The sequence below is a fragment of the Dyadobacter soli genome (assembly GCF_900101885.1).
GTDB lineage: Bacteria > Bacteroidota > Bacteroidia > Cytophagales > Spirosomataceae > Dyadobacter > Dyadobacter soli.
The window spans coordinates 270,581-290,783 of record NZ_FNAN01000011.1; the positions used below are offsets into that span (position 1 = coordinate 270,581).

Annotated in this window: 20 protein-coding genes; 9 read left to right on the forward strand and 11 right to left on the reverse strand. The window is 51.0% G+C overall.

The features are described 5' to 3' along the window. The first annotated feature begins 25 nt into the window (after window positions 1-25). From BLQ88_RS19755 to BLQ88_RS19770, 4 genes are all read left to right on the forward strand, one after another. Window positions 26-1,354, forward strand: coding sequence for a TlpA family protein disulfide reductase (locus BLQ88_RS19755; protein ID WP_176885029.1), 1,329 nt, complete (start codon window positions 26-28; stop codon window positions 1,352-1,354). A gap of 7 nt (window positions 1,355-1,361) precedes the next feature. Then, window positions 1,362-4,574, forward strand: coding sequence for a SusC/RagA family TonB-linked outer membrane protein (locus tag BLQ88_RS19760; protein WP_090153654.1), 3,213 nt, complete (start codon window positions 1,362-1,364; stop codon window positions 4,572-4,574). A gap of 18 nt (window positions 4,575-4,592) precedes the next feature. After that, window positions 4,593-5,954, forward strand: coding sequence for a RagB/SusD family nutrient uptake outer membrane protein (locus BLQ88_RS19765; RefSeq protein ID WP_090153656.1), 1,362 nt, complete (start codon window positions 4,593-4,595; stop codon window positions 5,952-5,954). 101 nt (window positions 5,955-6,055) lie between these two features. Beyond that, window positions 6,056-6,670 carry a TetR/AcrR family transcriptional regulator gene (locus BLQ88_RS19770; RefSeq protein WP_090153658.1) on the forward strand — a complete coding sequence of 205 codons (615 nt, stop codon included), beginning with the start codon at window positions 6,056-6,058 and terminating at the stop codon, window positions 6,668-6,670. Between the two features lie 295 nt (window positions 6,671-6,965). Here the strand turns inward: BLQ88_RS19770 and BLQ88_RS19775 are convergent, their stop codons facing one another. Beyond that, window positions 6,966-7,739 (reverse strand): hypothetical protein, encoded by a 774-nt coding sequence (locus BLQ88_RS19775; RefSeq protein ID WP_090153660.1) that lies wholly within the window; start codon window positions 7,737-7,739, stop codon window positions 6,966-6,968. A 941-nt stretch (window positions 7,740-8,680) separates the two neighbouring features. Here BLQ88_RS19775 and BLQ88_RS36765 point away from each other — a divergent pair. From BLQ88_RS36765 to BLQ88_RS19785, 3 genes are all read left to right on the forward strand, one after another. After that, entirely contained in the window at window positions 8,681-8,845 is a 165-nt protein-coding gene (locus tag BLQ88_RS36765) for a hypothetical protein (RefSeq protein ID WP_176885030.1), read from the forward strand. Between the two features lie 9 nt (window positions 8,846-8,854). Then, window positions 8,855-9,442 (forward strand): hypothetical protein, encoded by a 588-nt coding sequence (locus tag BLQ88_RS19780; protein WP_090153662.1) that lies wholly within the window; start codon window positions 8,855-8,857, stop codon window positions 9,440-9,442. 351 nt (window positions 9,443-9,793) lie between these two features. After that, window positions 9,794-10,444 carry a phosphatase PAP2 family protein gene (locus tag BLQ88_RS19785; protein WP_090153664.1) on the forward strand — a complete coding sequence of 217 codons (651 nt, stop codon included), beginning with the start codon at window positions 9,794-9,796 and terminating at the stop codon, window positions 10,442-10,444. On the opposite strand, the gene BLQ88_RS19790 is transcribed toward BLQ88_RS19785, so the two are convergent. From BLQ88_RS19790 to BLQ88_RS36770, 9 genes are all read right to left on the reverse strand, one after another. Continuing rightward, entirely contained in the window at window positions 10,445-10,927 is a 483-nt protein-coding gene (locus BLQ88_RS19790) for a hypothetical protein (protein WP_143016881.1), read from the reverse strand. Between the two features lie 156 nt (window positions 10,928-11,083). Beyond that, window positions 11,084-11,395: a hypothetical protein gene (locus BLQ88_RS19795; RefSeq protein WP_090153668.1), complete on the reverse strand. Its 312-nt coding sequence runs from the start codon at window positions 11,393-11,395 to the stop codon at window positions 11,084-11,086. Between the two features lie 38 nt (window positions 11,396-11,433). Continuing rightward, entirely contained in the window at window positions 11,434-11,934 is a 501-nt protein-coding gene (locus BLQ88_RS19800; RefSeq protein ID WP_176885031.1) for a MauE/DoxX family redox-associated membrane protein, read from the reverse strand. A gap of 130 nt (window positions 11,935-12,064) precedes the next feature. Beyond that, entirely contained in the window at window positions 12,065-12,628 is a 564-nt protein-coding gene (locus tag BLQ88_RS19805; RefSeq protein ID WP_143016882.1) for a Crp/Fnr family transcriptional regulator, read from the reverse strand. A gap of 13 nt (window positions 12,629-12,641) precedes the next feature. Next, on the reverse strand, window positions 12,642-13,835 hold the full coding sequence (locus BLQ88_RS19810) for a hypothetical protein (protein ID WP_090153673.1): 1,194 nt from the start codon (window positions 13,833-13,835) through the stop codon (window positions 12,642-12,644). 85 nt (window positions 13,836-13,920) lie between these two features. Beyond that, window positions 13,921-14,052: a hypothetical protein gene (locus tag BLQ88_RS37385; RefSeq protein WP_262485707.1), complete on the reverse strand. Its 132-nt coding sequence runs from the start codon at window positions 14,050-14,052 to the stop codon at window positions 13,921-13,923. A 102-nt stretch (window positions 14,053-14,154) separates the two neighbouring features. Next, window positions 14,155-15,216 (reverse strand): sensor histidine kinase, encoded by a 1,062-nt coding sequence (locus BLQ88_RS19815; protein WP_090153675.1) that lies wholly within the window; start codon window positions 15,214-15,216, stop codon window positions 14,155-14,157. After that, on the reverse strand, window positions 15,192-17,432 hold the full coding sequence (locus BLQ88_RS19820; RefSeq protein WP_090153677.1) for a lantibiotic dehydratase family protein: 2,241 nt from the start codon (window positions 17,430-17,432) through the stop codon (window positions 15,192-15,194). Before BLQ88_RS19820 ends, BLQ88_RS19815 begins: the two co-directional genes overlap by 25 nt. 240 nt (window positions 17,433-17,672) lie before the next feature. Then, window positions 17,673-17,834, reverse strand: a complete 162-nt coding sequence (locus BLQ88_RS36770; protein WP_176885032.1) for a hypothetical protein — start codon at window positions 17,832-17,834, stop codon at window positions 17,673-17,675. On the opposite strand from BLQ88_RS36770, the gene BLQ88_RS19825 reads away from it, so the two are divergent. Next, entirely contained in the window at window positions 17,833-18,900 is a 1,068-nt protein-coding gene (locus tag BLQ88_RS19825; RefSeq protein ID WP_090153679.1) for a DUF932 domain-containing protein, read from the forward strand. The genes BLQ88_RS36770 and BLQ88_RS19825 overlap by 2 nt on opposite strands. Before the next feature lie 402 nt (window positions 18,901-19,302). Beyond that, window positions 19,303-19,773: a JAB domain-containing protein gene (locus tag BLQ88_RS19830; protein ID WP_090153848.1), complete on the forward strand. Its 471-nt coding sequence runs from the start codon at window positions 19,303-19,305 to the stop codon at window positions 19,771-19,773. Window positions 19,774-19,833: 60 nt separating this feature from the next. Here the strand turns inward: BLQ88_RS19830 and BLQ88_RS19835 are convergent, their stop codons facing one another. Next, window positions 19,834-20,109 carry a hypothetical protein gene (locus BLQ88_RS19835; protein ID WP_090153681.1) on the reverse strand — a complete coding sequence of 92 codons (276 nt, stop codon included), beginning with the start codon at window positions 20,107-20,109 and terminating at the stop codon, window positions 19,834-19,836. Window positions 20,110-20,203: the final 94 nt, after the last annotated feature.

Sequence of the window (20,203 nt, forward strand, 5' to 3'; positions counted from 1 at the left end):
CTTTCACTCCCAATTCCAAATGTTCATGAAAACAGTTCTGTCTTCATTAGGGCGGATAGTGCCCTATCTATTTTATCTGGCCTTTGTCTATTTCCTGATGTGCCTATGGCGTCCTGCCAAAGCGCAGTCGGCGGGTGCCCTCCAAATTGGCGACACTTTGCCAGAGGTGACCGTTTCTCGTGTGATGAATATGAATTCTTCCACTGTCAAACTCTCTGATTTTAAAGGGAAACTGCTCATTATTGACTTTTGGGCAACCTGGTGCGCGCCATGTGTAACAATGCTTCCGCGCATCGACAGTCTGCAAAAGCAGTTTGAAGGGAAAGCCTATTTTCTTTCTGTGACCTCTGAACCCGAAAGCAAAGTTACAGCGTTCCTGGACAAATATGCGCGTCGCCATGGTAAACGTATACAGCTACCGACAGTGGTCGGTGATACTTTGCTTCACAAGCTTTTTTACCACAGTTCTATCCCGCATTACGTCTGGATTGACGAGTCGGGTGTCGTTCGCGCAGTCACTGAGATGGGGGAGATTACAGCTCCTAAGATCAATGCCTTCCTGGCAAAAAACGCTGTTTTGACCCAGAAACAAGACGAGCAGCGAACTGCATACAGCGCTGAGAAGCCCTTTCTGGCAGGCAGCAACGGTGGGGATGGAGCGCGTCTTATCTACCACTCGGTACTCTCCAAGTACGTGCCTGGAATCCCAGGTGGGTTCTCCTGGAAAATTGATTCTCTTTCAGGAAGGCGGATCACTATCACTAATTGCGCCAGGATCTGGCTTTACCGGATTGCCTACGGCAAGCCCGGAGGCTGGTTTCATGAAAGCAATGTAAGGCTTGTCACCAGGGACTCCCTTAAACTTTCCTCTCAGCTCTACGGAGAGCGCTACCTGGACTGGATGCGTGATGGAAACGGTTTTTGCTATGAGATCATCGTACCGGCAAGTTTTCAGCAGAAAACCAATGAGCTCATGCAGGGCCAGCTCCGGGATTTCTTCCCGCAATACACCGCAGAGGTGGTCTGCGAAAAAAGGCAATCACTCGCCTTGGTCAGGCTGGGCGCTGGTGGAGTGATTGAAAGTGGTGGCGGCGCGCCGGTTCTGGAAATAGGACGTATGGGATGGAAGGTTCGCAATGTTTCGCCCGCGCGGCTTGTAGCTAGGCTCAACCAGCTGCAAAGTCACAAGCTCACCATCGTTGATCAGACAGGGCTTAATGCCCCCATCGATATGGATGTCGAGGCCGGGCTTTCAGACATCGAAGCGATGAACCGGCAGCTGTCGCGTTTCGGGCTGGCCTTTGTCGAAAAGCAGACCGAGCAAGAGGTATTGGTGATCAGCGATAAAAACTAGAAGCCCGATGAAAACATATCTTTACATGCTGCTTTTAAGCTGCCTTCCGCTTTCTGCAATTGCCCAGGGTTTTAGTGTCACCGGGCGCGTCTCGGATCAGACCGGTTTGGCCTTGCCGGGCGCCTCGGTTGTATTGAAAGGAGAAAATGTCGGGGTTACTGCTGACTCTTCTGGTAGCTTCCGGCTTCGCGCCCCAGGTCCGGGGACTGTGCTGGTCGTCTCATTTATCGGCTATCAGAAAAAAGAGATTACACTTGACGGTAGGCTCCAGGGGACGCTGCAAATTGTTCTTGCTGCGGATTTGGGACAGCTGGCTGAGGTGGTCGTATCCAGCGGTTATCAGAGCATCGCCGCTGAGCGTGCCACCGGATCATTTTCCCGCGTTGACCAGCAGCTTTTGAACCGAAGGGTGGGCGCAGATATCCTTTCACGCCTGGAAGATGTTGTCCCTGGCCTGGTCGTCAACCGTAGCGGAGTAGTGCGCCCGGGCGCGCAAAGCGCGATCAGCATAAGGGGCCAGAGCACGATCTTTGCCAGGCAGGATCCGCTGATCGTACTGGATAATTTTCCTTACACAGGAGATGTCTCCCAGATCAATCCCAACGACATCGAAAGCGTCACCATCCTGAAAGATGCAGCCGCAGCCTCGATTTGGGGGGCACAATCCGGAAATGGCGTGATTGTGATCACTACCAAGAAAGGAAAGTTTGGCAGCCCGATGCAGGTCTCTTTCAACTCGAATGTAACTCTCAGCGAAAGGCCCGACGTGTTTTACCAGCCTCAGATCAGCACGGGCGAGTACATAGACATCGAAAAGATGCTCTTTGAAAGAGGCTACTATAAATCAGCTGAAAACAGTGATGCGAAAATCGCGCTGACCCCTGTCGTGAAGCTACTGATTGCCGGAAGGGATGGTAAGCTCACTTCTGAGCAGGTGAACTCAGCGATTGAATCGCTTCGGGCAAACGATGTCAGAAACGACTACCGGAAGCATCTAAGCAGGACCGGCATCAATCAGCAGTACTCTGTCGGCCTTAGCGGTGGGACTGCCTTTCAGCGGTACGCTGTTTCGGGTGGCTATGACAAGAGCATTTCCAGCCTGGTGGGAGATAAATCATCTCGTTTTACTGTCAATGCGACCAATACCTACCTACTTTTCGCCAGGAAAATAGAGCTTACAACCGGGCTCTACTACTCGAATTCGACTGCTTTTCAGAATGCGCTTGACGGGTCGGACCTGAACATCTCAGCAGGAAAACCGCTCTACCCATATGCAAGCCTTGTCGGTCCGAACGGCGAGCCATTGAAGGTGACCCATCTTTACCGCGAGCGCTTCTTGCAGCAGGCCAGCCAGAAAGGGCTTTTGGATTGGGGGTTTAACCCGCTGTCCGAAATTGAAAGAGCCGACAACCGTATCCGGGCAACTGACTACCGGATGAATACCCAGCTGACCTACCGGGTCACGCCATGGCTATCGGCCGATGTGCTCTACCAATATTTGAACACGGTAAACCAGCGGCGCAACCGTCAGGATCAACGCAGCTGGTCCGTGCGTGATCTGGTCAACCGCTTTACTTCCATTGCCGAAGACGGATCTTTGATCCGTCCTGTCCCGGTAGGCGACATTCTTGACATTTCTAGCGCTTCCGCGGCAGGCCACAACCTTCGCGGTCAACTAAACCTGAATAAACAGCTTGCAGGAGGTGGAAGCATCGATGCGCTGGTCGGAGCCGAGTTTCGAAAACTGGATACAGATGGATATTCAAGCCGCTATTACGGCTATAATGATCAGCTGGCCAGCAGCGTCCAGATCGACTACCTGACCAACTTTACCTCTTTTGTAAATCCCTCCTCAAAAAACAACCGTATCCCAGACCCGGCCTCGCTATCTGGCTTGGCAGACCGCTACATCTCCTGGTACGGTAATGCGACCTATATGCTAGCGGGCCGGTACGGGATCTCGGCCAGCGCAAGACTTGACCAGTCCAACCTTTTTGGAGTCAGGGCCAATCAGAAAGGGGTGCCTCTTTATTCGGCAGGACTAAGCTGGAAGCTCAGCCAGGAAAAATTCTATAAACTCGCCTGGCTGCCACAAATGGGTCTTAGGGCTACCTACGGTTATAATGGCAACGTGGATAAGACTGTGTCTGCCTACACGACTGCTACCTACCTGGGTGCCAACCTTTCTGGGACCGGCTTGCCGTATGCTTCGATCACCAACCCGCCTAATCCCGAACTTCGCTGGGAGCGTGTGCGGATGATCAATTTCGCGCTGGACTTTAAAACTAAAGGCGGCCGTATTTCCGGGACCTTTGAATACTACCTTAAAAAGGGTGTTGACCTGATTGGGGCAGTGCCGCTGGCCGCGCAGACGGGTGTGAGCGTTCTCAGGGGAAATACAGCCAACACAAAGGGTAGGGGAGCAGAGCTTTCTGTGAGCACCCATAACTTGCAAGGGGGGCTACGGTGGGACACGGATTTACTGCTTAGCTATGCGGCAGACCGCGTCAGCCGGTATCTGATTAAGCCGACTTCGGTGGCCAGTGCGTACCTGGCCGGCGGCACTTTGGTGCCGGCAGAAGGAAAGCCGTTGTACGCCGTTTACAGCTACAAGTGGGCGGGCCTTGACCCTGCTAGTGGTGACCCGCAGGGTTATCTGGATGGGGAGGTAAGCAAGGATTACACGGCGATCAAATCGTCAGCCACTTTGGATGGGCTGATTTATAATGGCGCAGCACGCCCACGCGTTTTTGGCGCGCTCCGCAACACTTTTGAATACAAGGGATTTTCGCTGTCTGCAAATATAAGCTTCCGGCTAGGCTATGCGGTGCGCTACGCTTCTGTGGACTATGGTAGCATTCTTTCCGGCGCTGGGGGGCACGCGGATTACAGCTTTCGCTGGCAAAAACCGGGCGATGAAAACGTTACCCATGTGCCTTCAATGCCGCTTACCGAAAATGTAGCGCGCACCGAGTTTTATACTTATTCAGATGTTTTGGTGCAAAAGGGGGATCACATCCGCTTTCAGGACGTGAACCTCACTTACTCCTTTTCCCGGGAGCAAAATAAAAAACTTCCCTTCGGCAGCATGCAGCTCTATCTGTATGCTAACAACCTCGGCCTGATCTGGAAAAAGGCCGAAGGGCCCCTTGACCCGGATTACATGCTGGGGCCTGCTCCACCCAAAAGCCTGGCCCTGGGACTTCGGGCAAACATTTAACTCAGACATCTTACGGACATGAGAAAATATTGGATGATCTTATTTTGCGCAGGCTTGCTTGTGAGCTGCGAGCCTTCGTTTTTGGAGCAAAAGCCGGACAAGCGGCTGCTGGTGCCTGGCCAGCTCTCAGACTATCAGGCGCTGCTTGACGCGGTGCCTGAAGGGATGAACACCTCTCCTGGTATGCAGGCACTGGCCACAGACGATTTTTACTGCCTGCCCGTGGCGATAGACGGGCTGCCGCCCGCAGAACGCGGCGTATATCTTTGGGAAAGGGACCCGTTTCAGGGCAAATCAAGCCAGGATTGGGATTTGCCCTACAAATGTATCTTTTATGCCAATGTGGTGCTTTCAGGTCTTGAATCGATTCAGGCAGACAGCGCCTCCCAGCAACAGTACGCCAGCATCCAGGGTAGCGCGCTTTTTTTTCGGGCATTTGCCCATTACAACCTGGCTGCGGCATTTTGCGCGCCCTACGATAGTAGCAGCGCCAGCTCATTGCCCGGCATTCCGCTGCGGCTGACCGCGGATGTAAATCAGATTTCTGATCGTGGCACCCTTCAAGCTACTTATGATCAGATTCTTTCCGACCTCTCAAAGGCGGAGGCCTTGCTAACCGGGCCTGTAGGGTTTACCAATCGCCCGTCTGGCGTGGCGGCAAAGGCGCTCTTAGCGCGGATTTATCTGAGCATGGGCGAATACGGCAAGGCGCTGATTTACGCCAGTAAAGCCCTTGGTCTGCATGATAAATTGCTGGACTATAATACGCTGAACGCATCGGCCCGCCGGCCCTTTCCAGCCATGTTTACCGGGCTGAATCCGGAGATTATTTTTCACGCCTCTATGCCTGGAATGGATCTTCCCATATTGACACAGACGGGTGTAGACTCGAGCCTTTACCGTTCCTACGCGCCAGACGATCTGCGAAAGACCTGCTTCTTTGTCGATCGCGGAGGCGGGGTATTTGGCTTCAAAGGCAGCTATCTGGGCAGCGCGACACTTTTTGCTGGCCTGGCTACCGATGAGCTGTATTTGATACGTGCCGAGTGCTATGCGCGTGCCGGGCAGCGCACTGCGGCGCTCTCGGATCTGAACGCGCTTTTAAAGCAGCGCTTTAAGGCAGGCACCTTTAAGGAGCTGGTTGCAGGTCAGGACAGCCTTTTGAACCTGGTGCTTTCAGAGCGGCGTAAGCAGCTTGTCGCAAGGGGGCTACGCTGGACTGACCTGCGCCGGTTGAACAAAGACCCGGCACTTGCTGTGCGTTTGCAGCGGCTTACTTCGGGTGGCGCCATCAGCCTTTTGCCCGGTGATAACCGCTACACGCTTCCAATCCCGGATCCTGAAATAGCACTGAGCGGCATCAGCCCAAACCCGCGTTAACTGATCTGTTGCCTTATATAGTCTTTGAACAAGCACCCAAATAAGTTGCCCTGCCTCTCCAAGACCTGGAAGGGGTAGGGTTCAGTTTAATAATACTGGCCATGAAGCAACAGAAAGTTAAGCAACGCGATAAATCCAGGACCCGCCAAAAAATGCTCGACGCGGTAGGGCAGATCATCTCCGCAGGTGGAACCGCCAGGGTAACAACCCAGCTGGTAGCTGATTTGGCGGGCGTCAACAAAGTACTTGTCTACCGGTATTTTGGATCCGTTGAAAATCTGATCGAGCAGTATTTCACGGCTGTGTCTGATCTACTCCCACCGGCCTGTGAGTTTTTGAACGCCGTTGATGACGGCACTTGCCGGCAAAGTGAAGAGCAGGTGCTTGCTGGCGCATTAAAGTTTGTGTTATGCCAGGTCTGGGAAAACTCCTCCTGCCAACAGATACTCAGGCGAGAGGTAGTGACAGGAAAGCTGACCAGTTCGGCCTTACTGGACTACCTGGCAATAAAGGTCAGGAGCAGTTCCGGTAGCGCCGATTCCGAACCTCTGCGCAGCTCACTCATAGCGCTCGTCTACAGCGCAATCTGTTATCTTGGCCTTGCAATAGCCCACGGGCGGGCCGTGGGCATAGACTTGCGTTCGAAAGGTGCCAAAAAGAAGGTCGAAATCCTTATTGAAGACATCGTGAAGGCCGTGTTGGGTCAGCAGTGCTAGCAGCGTCTTGAAGCGTTTTTATTAGAGCTGGACAGGGTTTTATGGCGCCATTAGACCGCTTGACAGCATTCGATGAATGGTTTCCTTTTAGCCTTCCGTGGGTTAGCACAAAAGCCGGGAATAGAATTGCGTATGCTTACCAGTAGTGTGGGTTGACAAACTAAGTTTTCCAGTAAGTCCGGATATAAGCCGCGCTTTTAATCAGAAACAATTCCTCTGCTTTGTTTTGTCACTTTTCGAAGGCGTCCCTGGTTAGTAAGATTTTAGAATAAGATAGGGATTAGCCGGCGGGTTTTTAGGCTTGACTCAGCATATTTATTCCCTTTTTCAGATAATGTTCGCCGTCCGGCCATAGGGTTTGACCTTTTACCAGCCAGGAAAAACCAAACGCTTCAACAGCCACAGCTTCGAAGACGTAAACTATCGGGAAGGGTTTGACATCCAGGCCTATCATGCGCCGAAGGATAAAGTAAATCCCCAGTATGATAAGTGAGCCGATGATCACCCAGCCGCATATTTTAAAAACACGGTTTCTGATCGCTTTTTGTTTGTTTTTACCTTCGGTAGCTGCACTATCGTCGCCTCGGGTAAAAAACACCAGCGACATGATAGCCAGGCTAAGAAGGAAGGTTGCGGCAAAGGCGAAATGCCATCCTGTCCCGGCTAATGTCTTAAAAACGCCTCCGTGCTCGGTATGTACACTCAGCAGGCACCGGTCGCACCCAATTTTGGTTGGTACAAACGCTACGCCGATTCCGCAAATGCCCGCAAGGAAAGTTAACAACCATTCATAAAAGCCATAACCGTAGTAAGTGATCAAAAATGCGCCTATAATACATAAAATCACTACCAGGATATCGCCCCTATCCGTATAGTAGTAGTCGCTTATGGAAGGCTCAAACCCGAAATAATATTCCGATGGTCTGGCGGGGCGCACCGCCAGAGCTATCGGTAACAGCATACCGCCAAATCCGATCAGGTTCCTTAGGGTAAGGTAAGAGATGACCAGCTCATTTCTTTCTTCTTTTCGCTGGTCTGCTAACTGCTTGATAAAGTTTTGCGCTTTCATAGAAGGAGGTGTTAGTTGAATGATTTCTTACCAGTCAGGTATGTCGGATTTAGTGAGGAAATGCTTTATAAAGCAATGTCCCGACCAATCCCGTATTAGATAGCTATGAGCAGCAAAGTGTACTCAGGCGATCTGTCGAAAGTGACCTTGGTATTTCACTGCTTTTAAAATTTAAGAAATAAAGCAATGGACCGGTTCTCAATTTTATTTAATGGGATCTTTTAGCCCAATTTGCTAACCGCAGACTGTTAGCTGTTTTTGTGCGCTGATTTAAGCTGGCTTGTCACAGGATCAGTTATGGCATTGACCGAGCTACCTGCACTAAACGAGGTAAGGACCCGAGATGATCCTAAAATAAATTCAGGCTCGATCAACTTCCGGAATAGCAACCTGTACCCGGCAGGCTCATTTCGAACGTTAACAGTTAGAGATCATGCTTAGGTTTATAGCTGGGCTCTGCGAAACTTGACAAGTGAATCCTCATTGTTGGCATGCAATGATCTATTCTGGGAATCACTGGTTTTATCAGTAGGGCAGGGTAAAATAAAAGAGTTTCTCTGCAGACAGCGCATAGCATACCCGGAATCCCATCTTGGAAGGGGGTAAAGTTTTACTTTACCCCCTTCCAAGATGGGAAAAATTGGCAAAAGAAAACCCTGCGCACCAAATGGAGCGTTGATGGGGTAGGAGTCGATTCTTCGAAGTATGCGAATTTACTCATTTAGATCCAACTTGACAACGGGTGGATAGTGTGCGCCAGGGGTATAAGCGATTCAATAGCCAAGAATTTATTTGGTTCTATCTATGTTTACTTTGCGATGCGAGGCATAAGGCCAAAGTTGAACGTGCCGAACGGGCAAAAGTTTGCTGAAACGGCGAGGGATTACTGCATTGTTGTATATTTGCTTAGTGCATATTTTTAATTTAACCCAGGAAGCGAGATGAGCCTGAGAGAATTTAAAGAGCTTGAAAAAAAACTGGAGAACCAACGCAAGCTGGTTACTCAAAAGGAGGCTTCCGATTCTTTGCTGCGTGAGCTCAATGTTTTTGACTCGTTTGTCGGCAAAAAGGGTCAAAATGCTAAAAAAACACCAGCAACGCGTTAATGCCTCCGTATGTATTTTGCCCGGCCCGGCCTGTTGATTGGTTTTCATGGATGTGAACAGCAGGTAAGGGATAGTATCGTGTTTGGAGAGCCTATGACTCCGAGTAGCTCTATCTATGATTGGCTGGGAAGAGGTCTGTATTTTTGGGAGAACAATCACGAAAGGGCCCTGGATTTTGCCAGCAATCATCCCACACAAAAAATTAAGACTCCTGCTGTGCTCGGGGCGGTTATTGACCTGGGCCAGTGTCTGGACCTTCTGGATACACAATATCTGCGCCTGGCGAAAATGTCTTACGACAACTTAGTCACTGCCGCCAATACCAGTAACGGTCAGGTCCCACGCAACAAAGATGTGAAGGGCTCCAATGAAAAATTGCTCCGGGAGCTCGATTGTGCTGTCATTGAAAATATACATCTGATCCAGAGCCAGTCCAATGGAACTCCATTTGATTCTGTCAGGGGTGTGTTTGTAGAAGGCGGGGAGCTATATGACGGCGCTGGATTCCATGAAAAGAACCATATTCAAATCTGCATCAGAAATCCCAACTGCATAAAAGGCTTCTTTATTCCAAGGCAAGGCGTCGAGTGGCCATAATGAATTTTTATTGGCGACAGGCGGCCGGTATGCGCGGGCCAAGGTTAAAATAATTTTTGATGGCAGGCTTTCATTCCAGCCAGGTGTAAGAAGCTGCTCGCTTTCCTACGCTGATCGGCGGTACTTTCCCGCTTAGAATTTATCCAAATCGCCAGTGTTCCCAGCCCCAGGGAGGGCAATCTGAGATGCCCCTTAAGCAATGGACTTAGTCTGTACAGCGGGCTGGGCGTCTTGCAAGCGCAAATACCGGTCATCCCTAACTGACAATAGCGTATCCGCCTGTAGACTGCCTTAGGTCTTTAGAATTTTTTCAAAATTGCCTGATAGTTTCCTGAAAAAGCCAATCTTGTTATGGATTTCTTGGAAACAGTATTAAAAAGTAAGAGGCGGCTGCTGGTAACAGTAGTTATGCTTCTAATCCTGGGTTTCGTATTGCTGGGCTATCTGGTCACGGCACTGCCTCCATCGATGGTTGATTTAGAAGTGTCGGAGGAAGTTCAGGAGCAAAGCCATGCATTGCTCGATACTTTCATGCGTGCAGTCAGCTGGCCGGGCAATCCGCCATACTCTGTCATGATGGTTACAGGCGTCGCCGGGTTGTTCTATTTTTTGAAGTGCAGGCGCGAGGCGATGTTTTTCATGCTCACCCTTATCTCCGGTGTGATTAGCTGGTCGCTGAAAATACTCATCAACAGGCCTGGACCAACCCAGGACCTGGTGCGGATCATCGAAAAAGCCAGGTATCAGAGTTTTCCAAGCGGGCACACGCTGTTTTACACCGTCTTTTTCGGCTTCTTGATCCTTGTCATGGTCAATCAGAAAACCTTGCCCACTGCGGTCAGGACATCGGTCGCGGTCTTTTCTGCTGCGATGATCTTTCTGGTGGGCATATCCAGGGTCTACCTGGGCGCGCATTGGTTGACTGACGTGCTGGCGGGCTTTATGATCGGTATCGTCTGTCTTTTTGCGCTCGGCCACTTTTATTTGTCGCGCCAGCGGTAGTCAGCTACCTGCGCACCTCAAACGGTAGACAAACCAGTAGCGGGCAACTTTACCCCCGCGAAGCTGGCGGATCACAACCGGCTTATCGATCGTGGAGAAAAGGTTTTGGTAGATTTCTGCCGGATCCTGGAAATTATTGGAAGGGGTGATGTAATAGGCGTCAGAACCTGACTCTACCTTTCCATATTTTGCCTTGAGCCAGTGAAACTTATGCAGATCATTCAGGCTCCCAAGGCCAATCAAACGCATCTTTAAGGGATAGGCCACATAGAAATACAAATGCCCGCCCGGAAACCATTTGTGGATCAGTAAAGGGGCCCTCTCATCCATACGTCCACTTGCCATGTCACTATTGCGTATCATTTCAAAAGCTGGGCCTAGCTGCTCCCACCCGGTCATATCCAGGGTGAAATCCCCGCTTCCGGTTTGCGGAAAGGGCTTGGGCGAGAGGGTGGGAGGGAGAAAAAATTGGCTTGGGGCCAAAGGATTTTAAGTGAATGCGGCAAAGAACCTTGGGTCGGACACCTCGCAGATCAGCTGTCGTTGCAATGCCGGCGATGGCTTTGTCTTAGTAGCATATAGATAGAACTAAACAGGCGCGGGCAGGGGCTTCCGCCCGCGCTCTGTCAAGCAGCCAGATTATTCAGGCACGTATCCGGTCTGAATGGACCCGCTTTGGTTGGCAGCGGTGTTTTCAGCGTCGGTGTGGGCATTAGGATTGTATCCGTCTTCGAAAACGCCTTTGCAGAGTTTTTCGGCCGCGTTACAAGACTCGGAAAGTGATCCGATCTCCCAGCTGTTGTCCCGGTTGGGCTGCGCAGGCGTGCCTGTTCTGACCCAAGTCTGGGTTAAGACCTTGGTTTTTGGCGCGCCTATCGTGTTTGAGACTGCCATACCACCTGCAAGCATCAAAGAGGCCGCCAGCAAATAATCGATTCTGAACTTTTTCATAACTGTAAGTTTAAAATGTGAAAAGTGAACATTGTCGCCTACTCTGTTTTCAGGTTTTCGGCAGCGCCTGGCGGACGCGGGGCAGACTTGCTGCCTGTGCCTGCGTCCGGCTTGATGTTATCCGAAGAAGCTTCCCGTCTGGCCAGCATCAGGCCGGTGATTGAGAGCGTCAGAAAGAAAAGGTTGAATAAAAAATGGCTTTCAAAGCTCAAACTGCTTATCACCCCTCCGCAGCTGCACGGGCGGCGGCTGAAAAAATCAAGCAGTACAAGGCCCATGTAGCCAGTGAAGGCTGTCATCAGCAGTGTCGAAAGCCACAGCCCGGCATGCCGCATTGAAGGGTTGACCAGCAGCAACACAGCCAACAGCTCAGCCGGTGGTAGCAGCCAGAAAGCAAGGTGCGAAAGCCAGGACGGAAAAGTCTGATTGAGCATCTGCGCCCGAAACTTTTCATAGTCAATTACCTTTGATAGGGCCGTGTAGAAATACAGAATGATAAGTGCCGCGGTGATTAACCTGATGATAAGGCTTCTGTTCATAGGGGTTGAGAATCTAAAATTGTTTGAGGCATGATCTTTCCGGATCATTGGTGAATTTCGGCTTATAAAACTTTGAACTACTGCGGAAATCGAAAGCCGGTTACAAATTGATTTTCGTATTGTAGTCGATTTAATTCCGTTTTCTTCTGATCTCGCTGAGCGTACTGGGAGTGATTTCCAGGTAAGCTGCAATATCGCGCAGCAAGAACCGCTCGGCTGGGAACAGCGTTGTAAACCTGGTATAGGCTTCCAGGGCAGGCAGCGCGCACAGCATGGATTTAATAGCTGCCAGGCGAATGTCTTCTAAAAGAATTTTGCTGGCCAACTTGGCCGCTTCGGGAAAAGTTTGGTAGATAGACATCATTGCGGCGGGCTGAATGCCGCTTATCACGCAGTCTTCCAACAACACGATCTGGTCTTGACCGTACCTGGGGGCCGGGTTTCGGGGGCCAAGCAACATAGCTTGCCCCTGTTGCCAGAGCCGGGTGATATGCTCTTTGCCGTCCTGGCTTTCGTAAGCGCCTTTTGCAAGGCCTTTGTTAATGAAATAGATGCTGTAAAAGGATTTGCCAGGGTAAATTATGTGGCCTTTAGGGTAGGTCTTCTGGAAGTGCGCAGATTTGAGCGAAGCGCGAAATTCTTCGCTGAGCGCATAGTGGCTTGACAGGTAATCGATCATTTGGGGCATGGCCATAGCAGCGACATTCTCAGGATTCCCTTATCCAGGTGATCATCCGTTCTAGTGTGCCGATTACCACCTCTTTGTCGCCTGCTTCGAAAGTGTAGGCCTTGTTGCGCAGGCTTTCATAAGAAATCTCTTCTTTCCTGGGTGTTGAAAGGTAAGGCGCTACGCTTTGTATGAAACTGTTCAGGGATTTGGATTTAACGATCCTGAGAGCGTCCAGGGCTCTCAGGATTAGCCCCAACTGATCCACAGAAAGAAAGCACATTACTTTAAAGGGCTCGGGTTTTTCTTTACTTGGCTGCTGGTTTTGAAGCGGCAAAACGTCCCACTGGTGCTTTTTTTCCAGATAGGTGATTTCCTGGGCAAACCAGTTTCCGAGCACTTTCTTTAGGTCGGCGTGTTGAGGGCTCAGTTTGACTCCTGCTTTGCGATGCATCTGGTTGAATTCCTTATAGCTCAAAAGGAGCTGCGTCATTTTTTCGTGGACCGGGCCATAAGCATTGATCCGTTGGGCCAGTTTCTGGGTGAAGTAGTTCATAAATCCGCGGCTGTTGAAATTCAGGTAGACCAGCTGCTCAATAATGGCCTGATGAAGCCTTGTTTCATCGGTTTCACTGCTGATCTTTTCAAGCGAAGAGACCAGTTCCTTTTTATAGAACACCTCGCGGAAGGAGATTGGCCTTTTCTCAGAATCGTAAATGAAATGGTGAAGACTCTGAACGATAATATCGGTCAGGCTTCTGTTGTCAATCCTGACAAACAATTCCAGACGGAGCGCTTCTAACCGGTCGGAGAGCTCCTTTTTGATCTGGGCCAGGTAGGACGCCGGAACCCGTTCGTCCAGACTGAGAAAGTCGCTGAACCGGTCTTCGACAAAGCCCAGCAGCTCATCCAGGCAACCCGAAATACTTTCAAGGGCTGTTTGCAGCCGCTGGTGAGTTGGACTGATTCTGGAAGCGTTCTCGTAGGCCTGGTCGAGTAGCATCACAAGGCTTGCATGGTACTGGCCGACCAGGAGCTGCATTTTCCGCCGGGAATCGAGTTGAAAACCCTGCTGCTTTAAAAATTTGACATGCCGCTCTTTTTCCTCGTCAGCTTTGGCGACAATGGTTTGCAACTGCTTGTCTGAGAGCGTATCGATCTCGGTCTTGGCGATGTTCAGGGTAACGTTGATGATGAAATCCAGCCATTCAAGCGAGTAGTTTTGTTCGAGCATAGGATTGGTAGCTTAATCATTTTTAACACGAAAAATGCCCGGAAGCCGAAGGTGGTCACTTCGGCCCCGGGCTTGCGGGTGCTACTTAAAGCCTGCCAGGCAGTGTACAGATCGTGCCGCTGGTGGTGATTGGATCATCGCCGTCAGGGCCCTTAGCCTCTGTGGGGATGATGGCAAGCGTCTGGATCGCCAGTTTGGGTTTTCTCGCTTTTTTCATTGCTCAGACTGTTTTGGTGACAGTAGCAAAGCAACCAGTTAGATCAATTACTGCCTATCTATTGGGCTCAAATCCGCCTGGGCAGGGACAAAATGCCTGGTTTTAGATCGAAACAAGGATCGGGATTCGCAACACGACGCCGTAGCTTAGCTGGTTCTGCCGGATTTCAAACTGGTAGGGATATACGCCTTCATAGAGCATCGCCAGCCGGCGCTCGATGGTCGGCAGACCTAGGCCCTGCCTGGGTCTTTTGACAGCTCGCGCGGGCTTATTGTTGGTAATCGTAAAGTGTAGCTCCTGCTCGGTAGCTTCAAGCTTGATGTGGATCTGGCTTGGTCCGGTGTGGGCATCGGCTGAATGTTTGACTGCATTTTCTGCAAGCGAGATCAGTACCAGGGTCGGAATATATCCGGCGCCGGCCACAGGGCCGGACTGCTCCCACTTAATATTCAGGCGCCTTCCGTATCGCAGCGTTTCCAGTTTCAGGTAATTCCTAAGGCTTGCAAGCTCCTTTTTCAAAGGCACGAACCCCGATGAAGTCTCATAGAGCGTGTACCTGAGAAGGCCTGCGAGCCTGTTCAGATAACCCGCCGCACGGCCTGAGACGGGAACAACCGAAGCATAGGCGGACAGAAGCACGTTGTAGATGAAGTGTGGTTCGAGTTGGGATTTGAGCAGCCTGAGCTCAGTCTCTATTTGCTGACGCTCGATCGCTGCCTTCTTCTGGCCTTCGGACAGGCCGTACTGGAGCATTTTCAGTCCGACTGGAAATAACAGCAGTTGCAGCTCCTGTAAATCGTAGCCAAACACAAGCCAATCCTGCCAGCTTCGCATGGAAGGCTCCTTCAGGTAAAGACTTCCCAGTTTTTTAAATGCTTCGGAAAGATTCCCTAGTCCATACCACTTGTCGAGCAGCCAATATACAAACGTGCTTGCAAGGTGCATCACAGTGACAAGCCCCAGCATGGTTAGGCTCAGCACCCTTACCAGGCTATCACCACTTCGAAGATTTTGAAACAGCCACAACCCCGCGTAAAAGACCGGTATGAAACGCAGATAGTAGATAAAGTAGGAGTTGACAAGCCGCCACGCAGGCAGCTCACCGCCGAAAGCCGGAATAAAGTAAGCCAGGTGATAGGCTATAACAACCAGCCCTGATGGCAAGTCACGACATTGTTTTTGGCAAATTCGGACCTTTTCAGATCCTGGTAGGTGCGTATATGGCCAGCCGAACGGACGGGAATGACAATTTCATTACGGTAGCTTTTGCCTTTGTATGTTAGCAGTCCGGGACCGGGTGCGCGCAGCACCTCAGTCAGGCGCACTACCTGCTGACTTTGCAGCATCTCGATCAACAGGCGGATTGCCACATGGCAGTTGCCGTCAATAATCAGCTGACGGTCATGCTGCCCGGCGTAAACCATTCTTGGGATCCCAAGCGATCTGCGCACTTTGCTCCACCAGGCTTTGTGTGAATCCGGGCTTTCAGGGATGTCAGCCAGTAATGATTTGCCAATATGCCATTGCGCTTTTGAGACAACGATTCTACCATACTGCACGCGGGGGAAAAATGGGTAACTGGCTGGCAGCGCGCCGTCCCAAAACAGGGTAGGTGCATCCAGACTGGCCAGATCACATAAAAAGCGGTAAATCGGGGGCCCGCTGGCGAAATTATGGGCGCTGTTCAGCCGGGGCAGCACCCTCTTGCCCAGCGATTTTGAAAATAGTATAGCCTTGCCATCTCTGACTCCTACCATAATGTCTTCGAGTGGGATCATCTCATTTTCGGTCCCAGTCAAAAAGCAAATTTGATATTGGTTAAGCGGCGGGCGCCGCGTCACGTGGCCCGCTGCACCGTTTGCAGCATAAGCAATCTCGGCAAAAACCACCGCGGCGTAATCTGTCTGCTCGGATTCTACCATTTGGCTCACCGCCTGACAAAGTTCTGGATTAGAATCAGCAAATCGGGCGATAAGCCCCGCGCTACCAGGACCTGAAATCCCTTTGAGTTCAAATAAATATTCCCCTTTGTCAAGACAGCCCTGGCTTTTGGCGATTATACTTCCCAGGATAGAAAAGCCCTCTATGTTTCTGCTGACCGCGTCGGGCAAGTCCTGTTCTGTCAACATGTATACCGTGCCCCGCGTGGCCGTTGCCTGAAAGTAGGCTCTTTCCATCCATGCAGCGGGGAACAGACTGGCATTGCTGGCTGGCTGATCTTGCCTAAGCAGATTCATAACCTGCTCGTTTTGCGGGGACGGGCTGATCAGATGACCGTAGCCGATGCCGGTATCCGGATCAAGGGCCTGCGGTAATGGAACTAGCTGCATTTCATAGCGATTCGAAAACCGCCGGATAAAGCTGGTTAAAAGGCCACTTGAAGGCGATGCCCTATCAGACAGCAGCCTTGCGAGCTGTTTGAGAATCCCGCTAACCGCATTTTTGCTTATCTGGCACCGTTGGGCGCCAAATTCAAGATCGATCTGCACAGGAGCGTTTGACTCGATATCAGCGGCCGCAAGTGCAGTTGTCAATCCCGCGAAGCGGTCAGCTCCGCGCATTGGCGCGTCTTGCATCTTTTCAAAGGCTGAGAAGATCTCACCAGTGGCATGGGTGGCAGCCTTGGAAGCCAGCTGCTTTTGGTAGCCAGTTAGGCTCAGCGGGCGCTCCGGGCCAGTGGTCAGGATCTGTTCTTGGACCAGGGTCTGAATCAGATCGCGGCTGTCTTTCGAGCTTAACCCTATGCTTGTCAGTTTGTCAGTAATGACTTGCAGGCCTACTGATGGCTTACAAAATTCAATGACCGTTCTCAGGATTTGATTGCCCTCGATCTGCCGGAAATCAAGCCCTGTTGAATTTTGAGTTGAAACGGCCGTCCTGGCTGTATACCTGTAACTCGCACCGCACTCGTACAAGCTGGTGTTAACACCGATCATGCCCTGCATTGAAGGTGCATCCCAACCGGCCAGCTTGGCGCCGATTTGTTCAAGCACCTGGCCAGAGAGTATGCCGTGCTTTTTCAGGTTTCCGTCGAAGCTGATGTTGGTTGCTTGCGCCAGGCCGGCGATCGTGTATCCTGCAAAAAGCCCAAATGGGGTGCTGCGGGTGCAGGCGCGGATCAGGTACTTGTAAAGCGCCAGCAAAACTTTTTCCTTGCCCGGCACGCGGCCTGTTTCCACCAGGTTCTTGGCAAGCTGGTAAAGTTCGGGGGAGGCCAGGTAAACGGCTTCTTTAAAATCAAGGTTTTTCATCACCTGGATAATCTGAGCTTCCAGTGAGGCCGGGTCGGCGCACAAAGCACGGTTGACCGATCCGAGCAAGCTTTCAGGTAGCAATGGCCTTCTCAGAAGCGCCAAAGGGTGGGATTTGAGTACTGTCATGGTGTTTTGTCAATGAAAGGTTACAAACTTTCAATGACTTTCTTTTTTAGCAACCGGCAAACGAATTGGGCCCAAGGCTGGAAAATCGGGGCTGAAAGCCGGGGAATCTGGTATAGCGAATTGTCAGGTTTTGCCCTGAAACAAGCCCAAAAGTGCAGCTAAGCTAATCCAGGCCGGGTCATGACGCTGTAATGGAAAGCCAAAAATGTTCGGCATAACCGCCGGGCCCTGCCCGCTTCCTTATTCCGCTTCCTTTTGGCCCACAGGGCCTGGATTGGGGCTGAGCTTTCTTTTTTTCTTGTTTTTCTTTGGGTCAAAACCATGGTGTTTTTTGGCAGTCAGATCCTGAAAACAAGGGCGGAAGATCAGGTTTATTTTTTCACTCAAAATCTTTAAGCTCATGTCGCACAACATTCATTTCAACCAAGGTACAGGTAAGCACGCATTTTTTTCGGTCAAGGAAAAGCCGTGGCATGGTTTGGGTCAGATCGTTGACGGCTGCCAGTCTAGCGGCGAGGCAATCCAGCATGCAGGTCTGGATTATCAGGTAGTCAAGACCCCACTTTTCACCAGCCAGATTCATCAGCAGCTGCCTGAGAACATCACAATTTTTCCCGATGAGCTAACCACTGTGCCGGGCTACTACGCGACAAGCCGTGCTGATACGGGAAAGCCTCTGGGTGTGGTCGGAGGTGGCTACCAGATCGTTCAGAACCAGGATGCATTCACCTTTTTTGACAGCATCGCAGACGGCAAAGGGATTCGTTACGAAACGGCGGGGGCGCTTGGAGCAGGAGAGCGGATTTTTATTACTGCCAAAATTGACGATCATATCGTGGTCGGCAAGGACGATCTGATCGAGCAGTACCTGTTTTTGACAAATTCTCATGACGGCTCTGGCAGCATCACAGTTGCATTCACGCCGGTGCGAATAGTTTGTCAGAATACACTTGGCGCCGCAATGGACGCGGTCAGTTCGGCCGTCAGAATCCGCCATACAGCAAGCGCCACAGAGAGGCTTGCGCAGGCGCACAAACTAATGGGACTCGCTGCCAAAGCATCAGTTCACGCCGAGGCAGTTTTTAACCGTTGGGCCAAGGTCAAAATTACCGATGGGCAACTCAAAAAATTGATTCAAATGGCCATGGCATCCGGCAAGGAGACGCTGGGCAAGATTCAGGATGGCAATTTTGAGCAGCTCTCATCCCAATTCAACAATACAGTAGACCGTGTTTTACAGTACGCCTTCACTAGCCCCGACCAGTGCCTTCCTACCACCGAAGGAACCGTATTTGGCGCATACAATGCGGTCACCGGCTATTTTCAGATTGTGCGTAGCTATAAAACCGGGGAAGATAAACTAGCGTCAATCCTGCTGGGAGGTAACGCCGCCCAACGTGGACAGGCTGCCTTTAACTTATGTCAAGGGTTTTCAGATTACGGCCCTGATATTTTTAACGCAAATTAGCTTTTGGTAAGCGCCGGGGCAGACACATAATCTGCACCGGCGTCTAGTGGTAGCTGGCGGAAAAATCGTGGCCGCCCCAACCGGGGGCGGCCATTTTTGCGGTATGAGCAGCGGGCACTTTCCAGAGTCGCGAATGCGCTGCTCATGGGCGTTTTTGTTGTTGAATTTTGCGGCTGAATAGCGCAAAGCGGAATTAAAAGGCGGTATCGCTTCTTACGATGCAAAGTTAGGGCTCAGCCGCGATGGAAGCCGCGCAAAATTTCCGGCATAAACACGATCACATCAAATGCAAAGCATTCGGTGTGATCCCATCCCGCGACCTTTCATTTATTCCGTTGCTTTGCGCGCCTTATCGCGCCTGCCCCAATGGGTGCACCATAATTCACTTAACCGTAAATGATTATGGAAACCACTCAAAAATTCTCGGATTGCTTTCAGGTTGCAGAAATCGAGCTGATCTACACACCGTCCTACAAGGTCACAGATCGTCCGAAAGTAACTTCTCCGGCCAGCTCTTACGGGATTCTCCGTAGCAGCTGGAATGCCGGAAAGTTGGGTTTTATCGAAGAGTTTAAAGTACTGCTGTTAAACCGGGGTAACCTGGTGCTGGGTATCTACAACGTATGTCGTGGCGGGATCACTTCAACGACTGCCGATATAAGGCTGATTTTCGCAGCGGCCCTTAAGGCATCGGCTACTGGTATCATTCTCGCCCATAACCATCCGTCAGGAACGCTTTTGCCTTCCCCTCAGGACCGCCTTTTGACGCTGCGCATCAAGGAAGTCAGCCAACTGATGGAGATAGAATTATTAGATCACCTGATTCTGACAGCCGAAGGGTTCTACTCGTTCGCAGAGCAAGGACAGCTCTGATGACTTCGAAGAACGTAAAAACTCGCCTGACCCGTCAGGCGAGTTTTTCGCTTTGGAGGGTTAACCTAAGGCCGCCAGCTTTTTGCTTGTCTGTGTAAGCCCAGCCTTTTCAAGGATCGCATCCAGCACCCCGTTCAGCTCGGCGCTCGCCGAAGCTTCGGCGAAAGACAACAGCGAGTTTTCGTTTTTGGCAGCTGATAAGCCCGCCTTAACAGCAGTGGTCAGTAGCAGCGCCGTCTGGCGTGAAACCTTTAGTTCCAGTTTTACCTGGTCTGTCATTCCCGGGCTTGAAAGCAATGTTTCAAATAGCATCCGGATCTCAATTTTTGTTTCCATAAAATGGTTTTGATCGTTTTGTGAACAGTCGCAAAGAAATGGCGCAGTGCTGATTTTCACCCATTTAGAATTTAAAGGGGTCATTTTTCTAGGC

What these genes read in the sequence shown, in the direction of transcription:
- BLQ88_RS19755 (WP_176885029.1), top strand. Translation starts at nt 26, where the DNA reads ATGAAAACAGTTCTGTCTTCATTAGGGCGGATAGTGCCCTATCTATTT.
- BLQ88_RS19760 (WP_090153654.1), top strand. Translation starts at nt 1,362, where the DNA reads ATGAAAACATATCTTTACATGCTGCTTTTAAGCTGCCTTCCGCTTTCT.
- BLQ88_RS19765 (WP_090153656.1), top strand. Translation starts at nt 4,593, where the DNA reads ATGAGAAAATATTGGATGATCTTATTTTGCGCAGGCTTGCTTGTGAGC.
- BLQ88_RS19770 (WP_090153658.1), top strand. Translation starts at nt 6,056, where the DNA reads ATGAAGCAACAGAAAGTTAAGCAACGCGATAAATCCAGGACCCGCCAA.
- BLQ88_RS19775 (WP_090153660.1), bottom strand. Translation starts at nt 7,739, where the DNA reads ATGAAAGCGCAAAACTTTATCAAGCAGTTAGCAGACCAGCGAAAAGAA.
- BLQ88_RS36765 (WP_176885030.1), top strand. Translation starts at nt 8,681, where the DNA reads ATGAGCCTGAGAGAATTTAAAGAGCTTGAAAAAAAACTGGAGAACCAA.
- BLQ88_RS19780 (WP_090153662.1), top strand. Translation starts at nt 8,855, where the DNA reads ATGTATTTTGCCCGGCCCGGCCTGTTGATTGGTTTTCATGGATGTGAA.
- BLQ88_RS19785 (WP_090153664.1), top strand. Translation starts at nt 9,794, where the DNA reads ATGGATTTCTTGGAAACAGTATTAAAAAGTAAGAGGCGGCTGCTGGTA.
- BLQ88_RS19795 (WP_090153668.1), bottom strand. Translation starts at nt 11,395, where the DNA reads ATGAAAAAGTTCAGAATCGATTATTTGCTGGCGGCCTCTTTGATGCTT.
- BLQ88_RS19800 (WP_176885031.1), bottom strand. Translation starts at nt 11,934, where the DNA reads ATGAACAGAAGCCTTATCATCAGGTTAATCACCGCGGCACTTATCATT.
- BLQ88_RS19805 (WP_143016882.1), bottom strand. Translation starts at nt 12,628, where the DNA reads ATGGCCATGCCCCAAATGATCGATTACCTGTCAAGCCACTATGCGCTC.
- BLQ88_RS19810 (WP_090153673.1), bottom strand. Translation starts at nt 13,835, where the DNA reads ATGCTCGAACAAAACTACTCGCTTGAATGGCTGGATTTCATCATCAAC.
- BLQ88_RS37385 (WP_262485707.1), bottom strand. Translation starts at nt 14,052, where the DNA reads ATGAAAAAAGCGAGAAAACCCAAACTGGCGATCCAGACGCTTGCCATC.
- BLQ88_RS19820 (WP_090153677.1), bottom strand. Translation starts at nt 17,432, where the DNA reads ATGACAGTACTCAAATCCCACCCTTTGGCGCTTCTGAGAAGGCCATTG.
- BLQ88_RS19825 (WP_090153679.1), top strand. Translation starts at nt 17,833, where the DNA reads ATGTCGCACAACATTCATTTCAACCAAGGTACAGGTAAGCACGCATTT.
- BLQ88_RS36770 (WP_176885032.1), bottom strand. Translation starts at nt 17,834, where the DNA reads ATGAGCTTAAAGATTTTGAGTGAAAAAATAAACCTGATCTTCCGCCCT.
- BLQ88_RS19830 (WP_090153848.1), top strand. Translation starts at nt 19,303, where the DNA reads ATGGAAACCACTCAAAAATTCTCGGATTGCTTTCAGGTTGCAGAAATC.
- BLQ88_RS19835 (WP_090153681.1), bottom strand. Translation starts at nt 20,109, where the DNA reads ATGGAAACAAAAATTGAGATCCGGATGCTATTTGAAACATTGCTTTCA.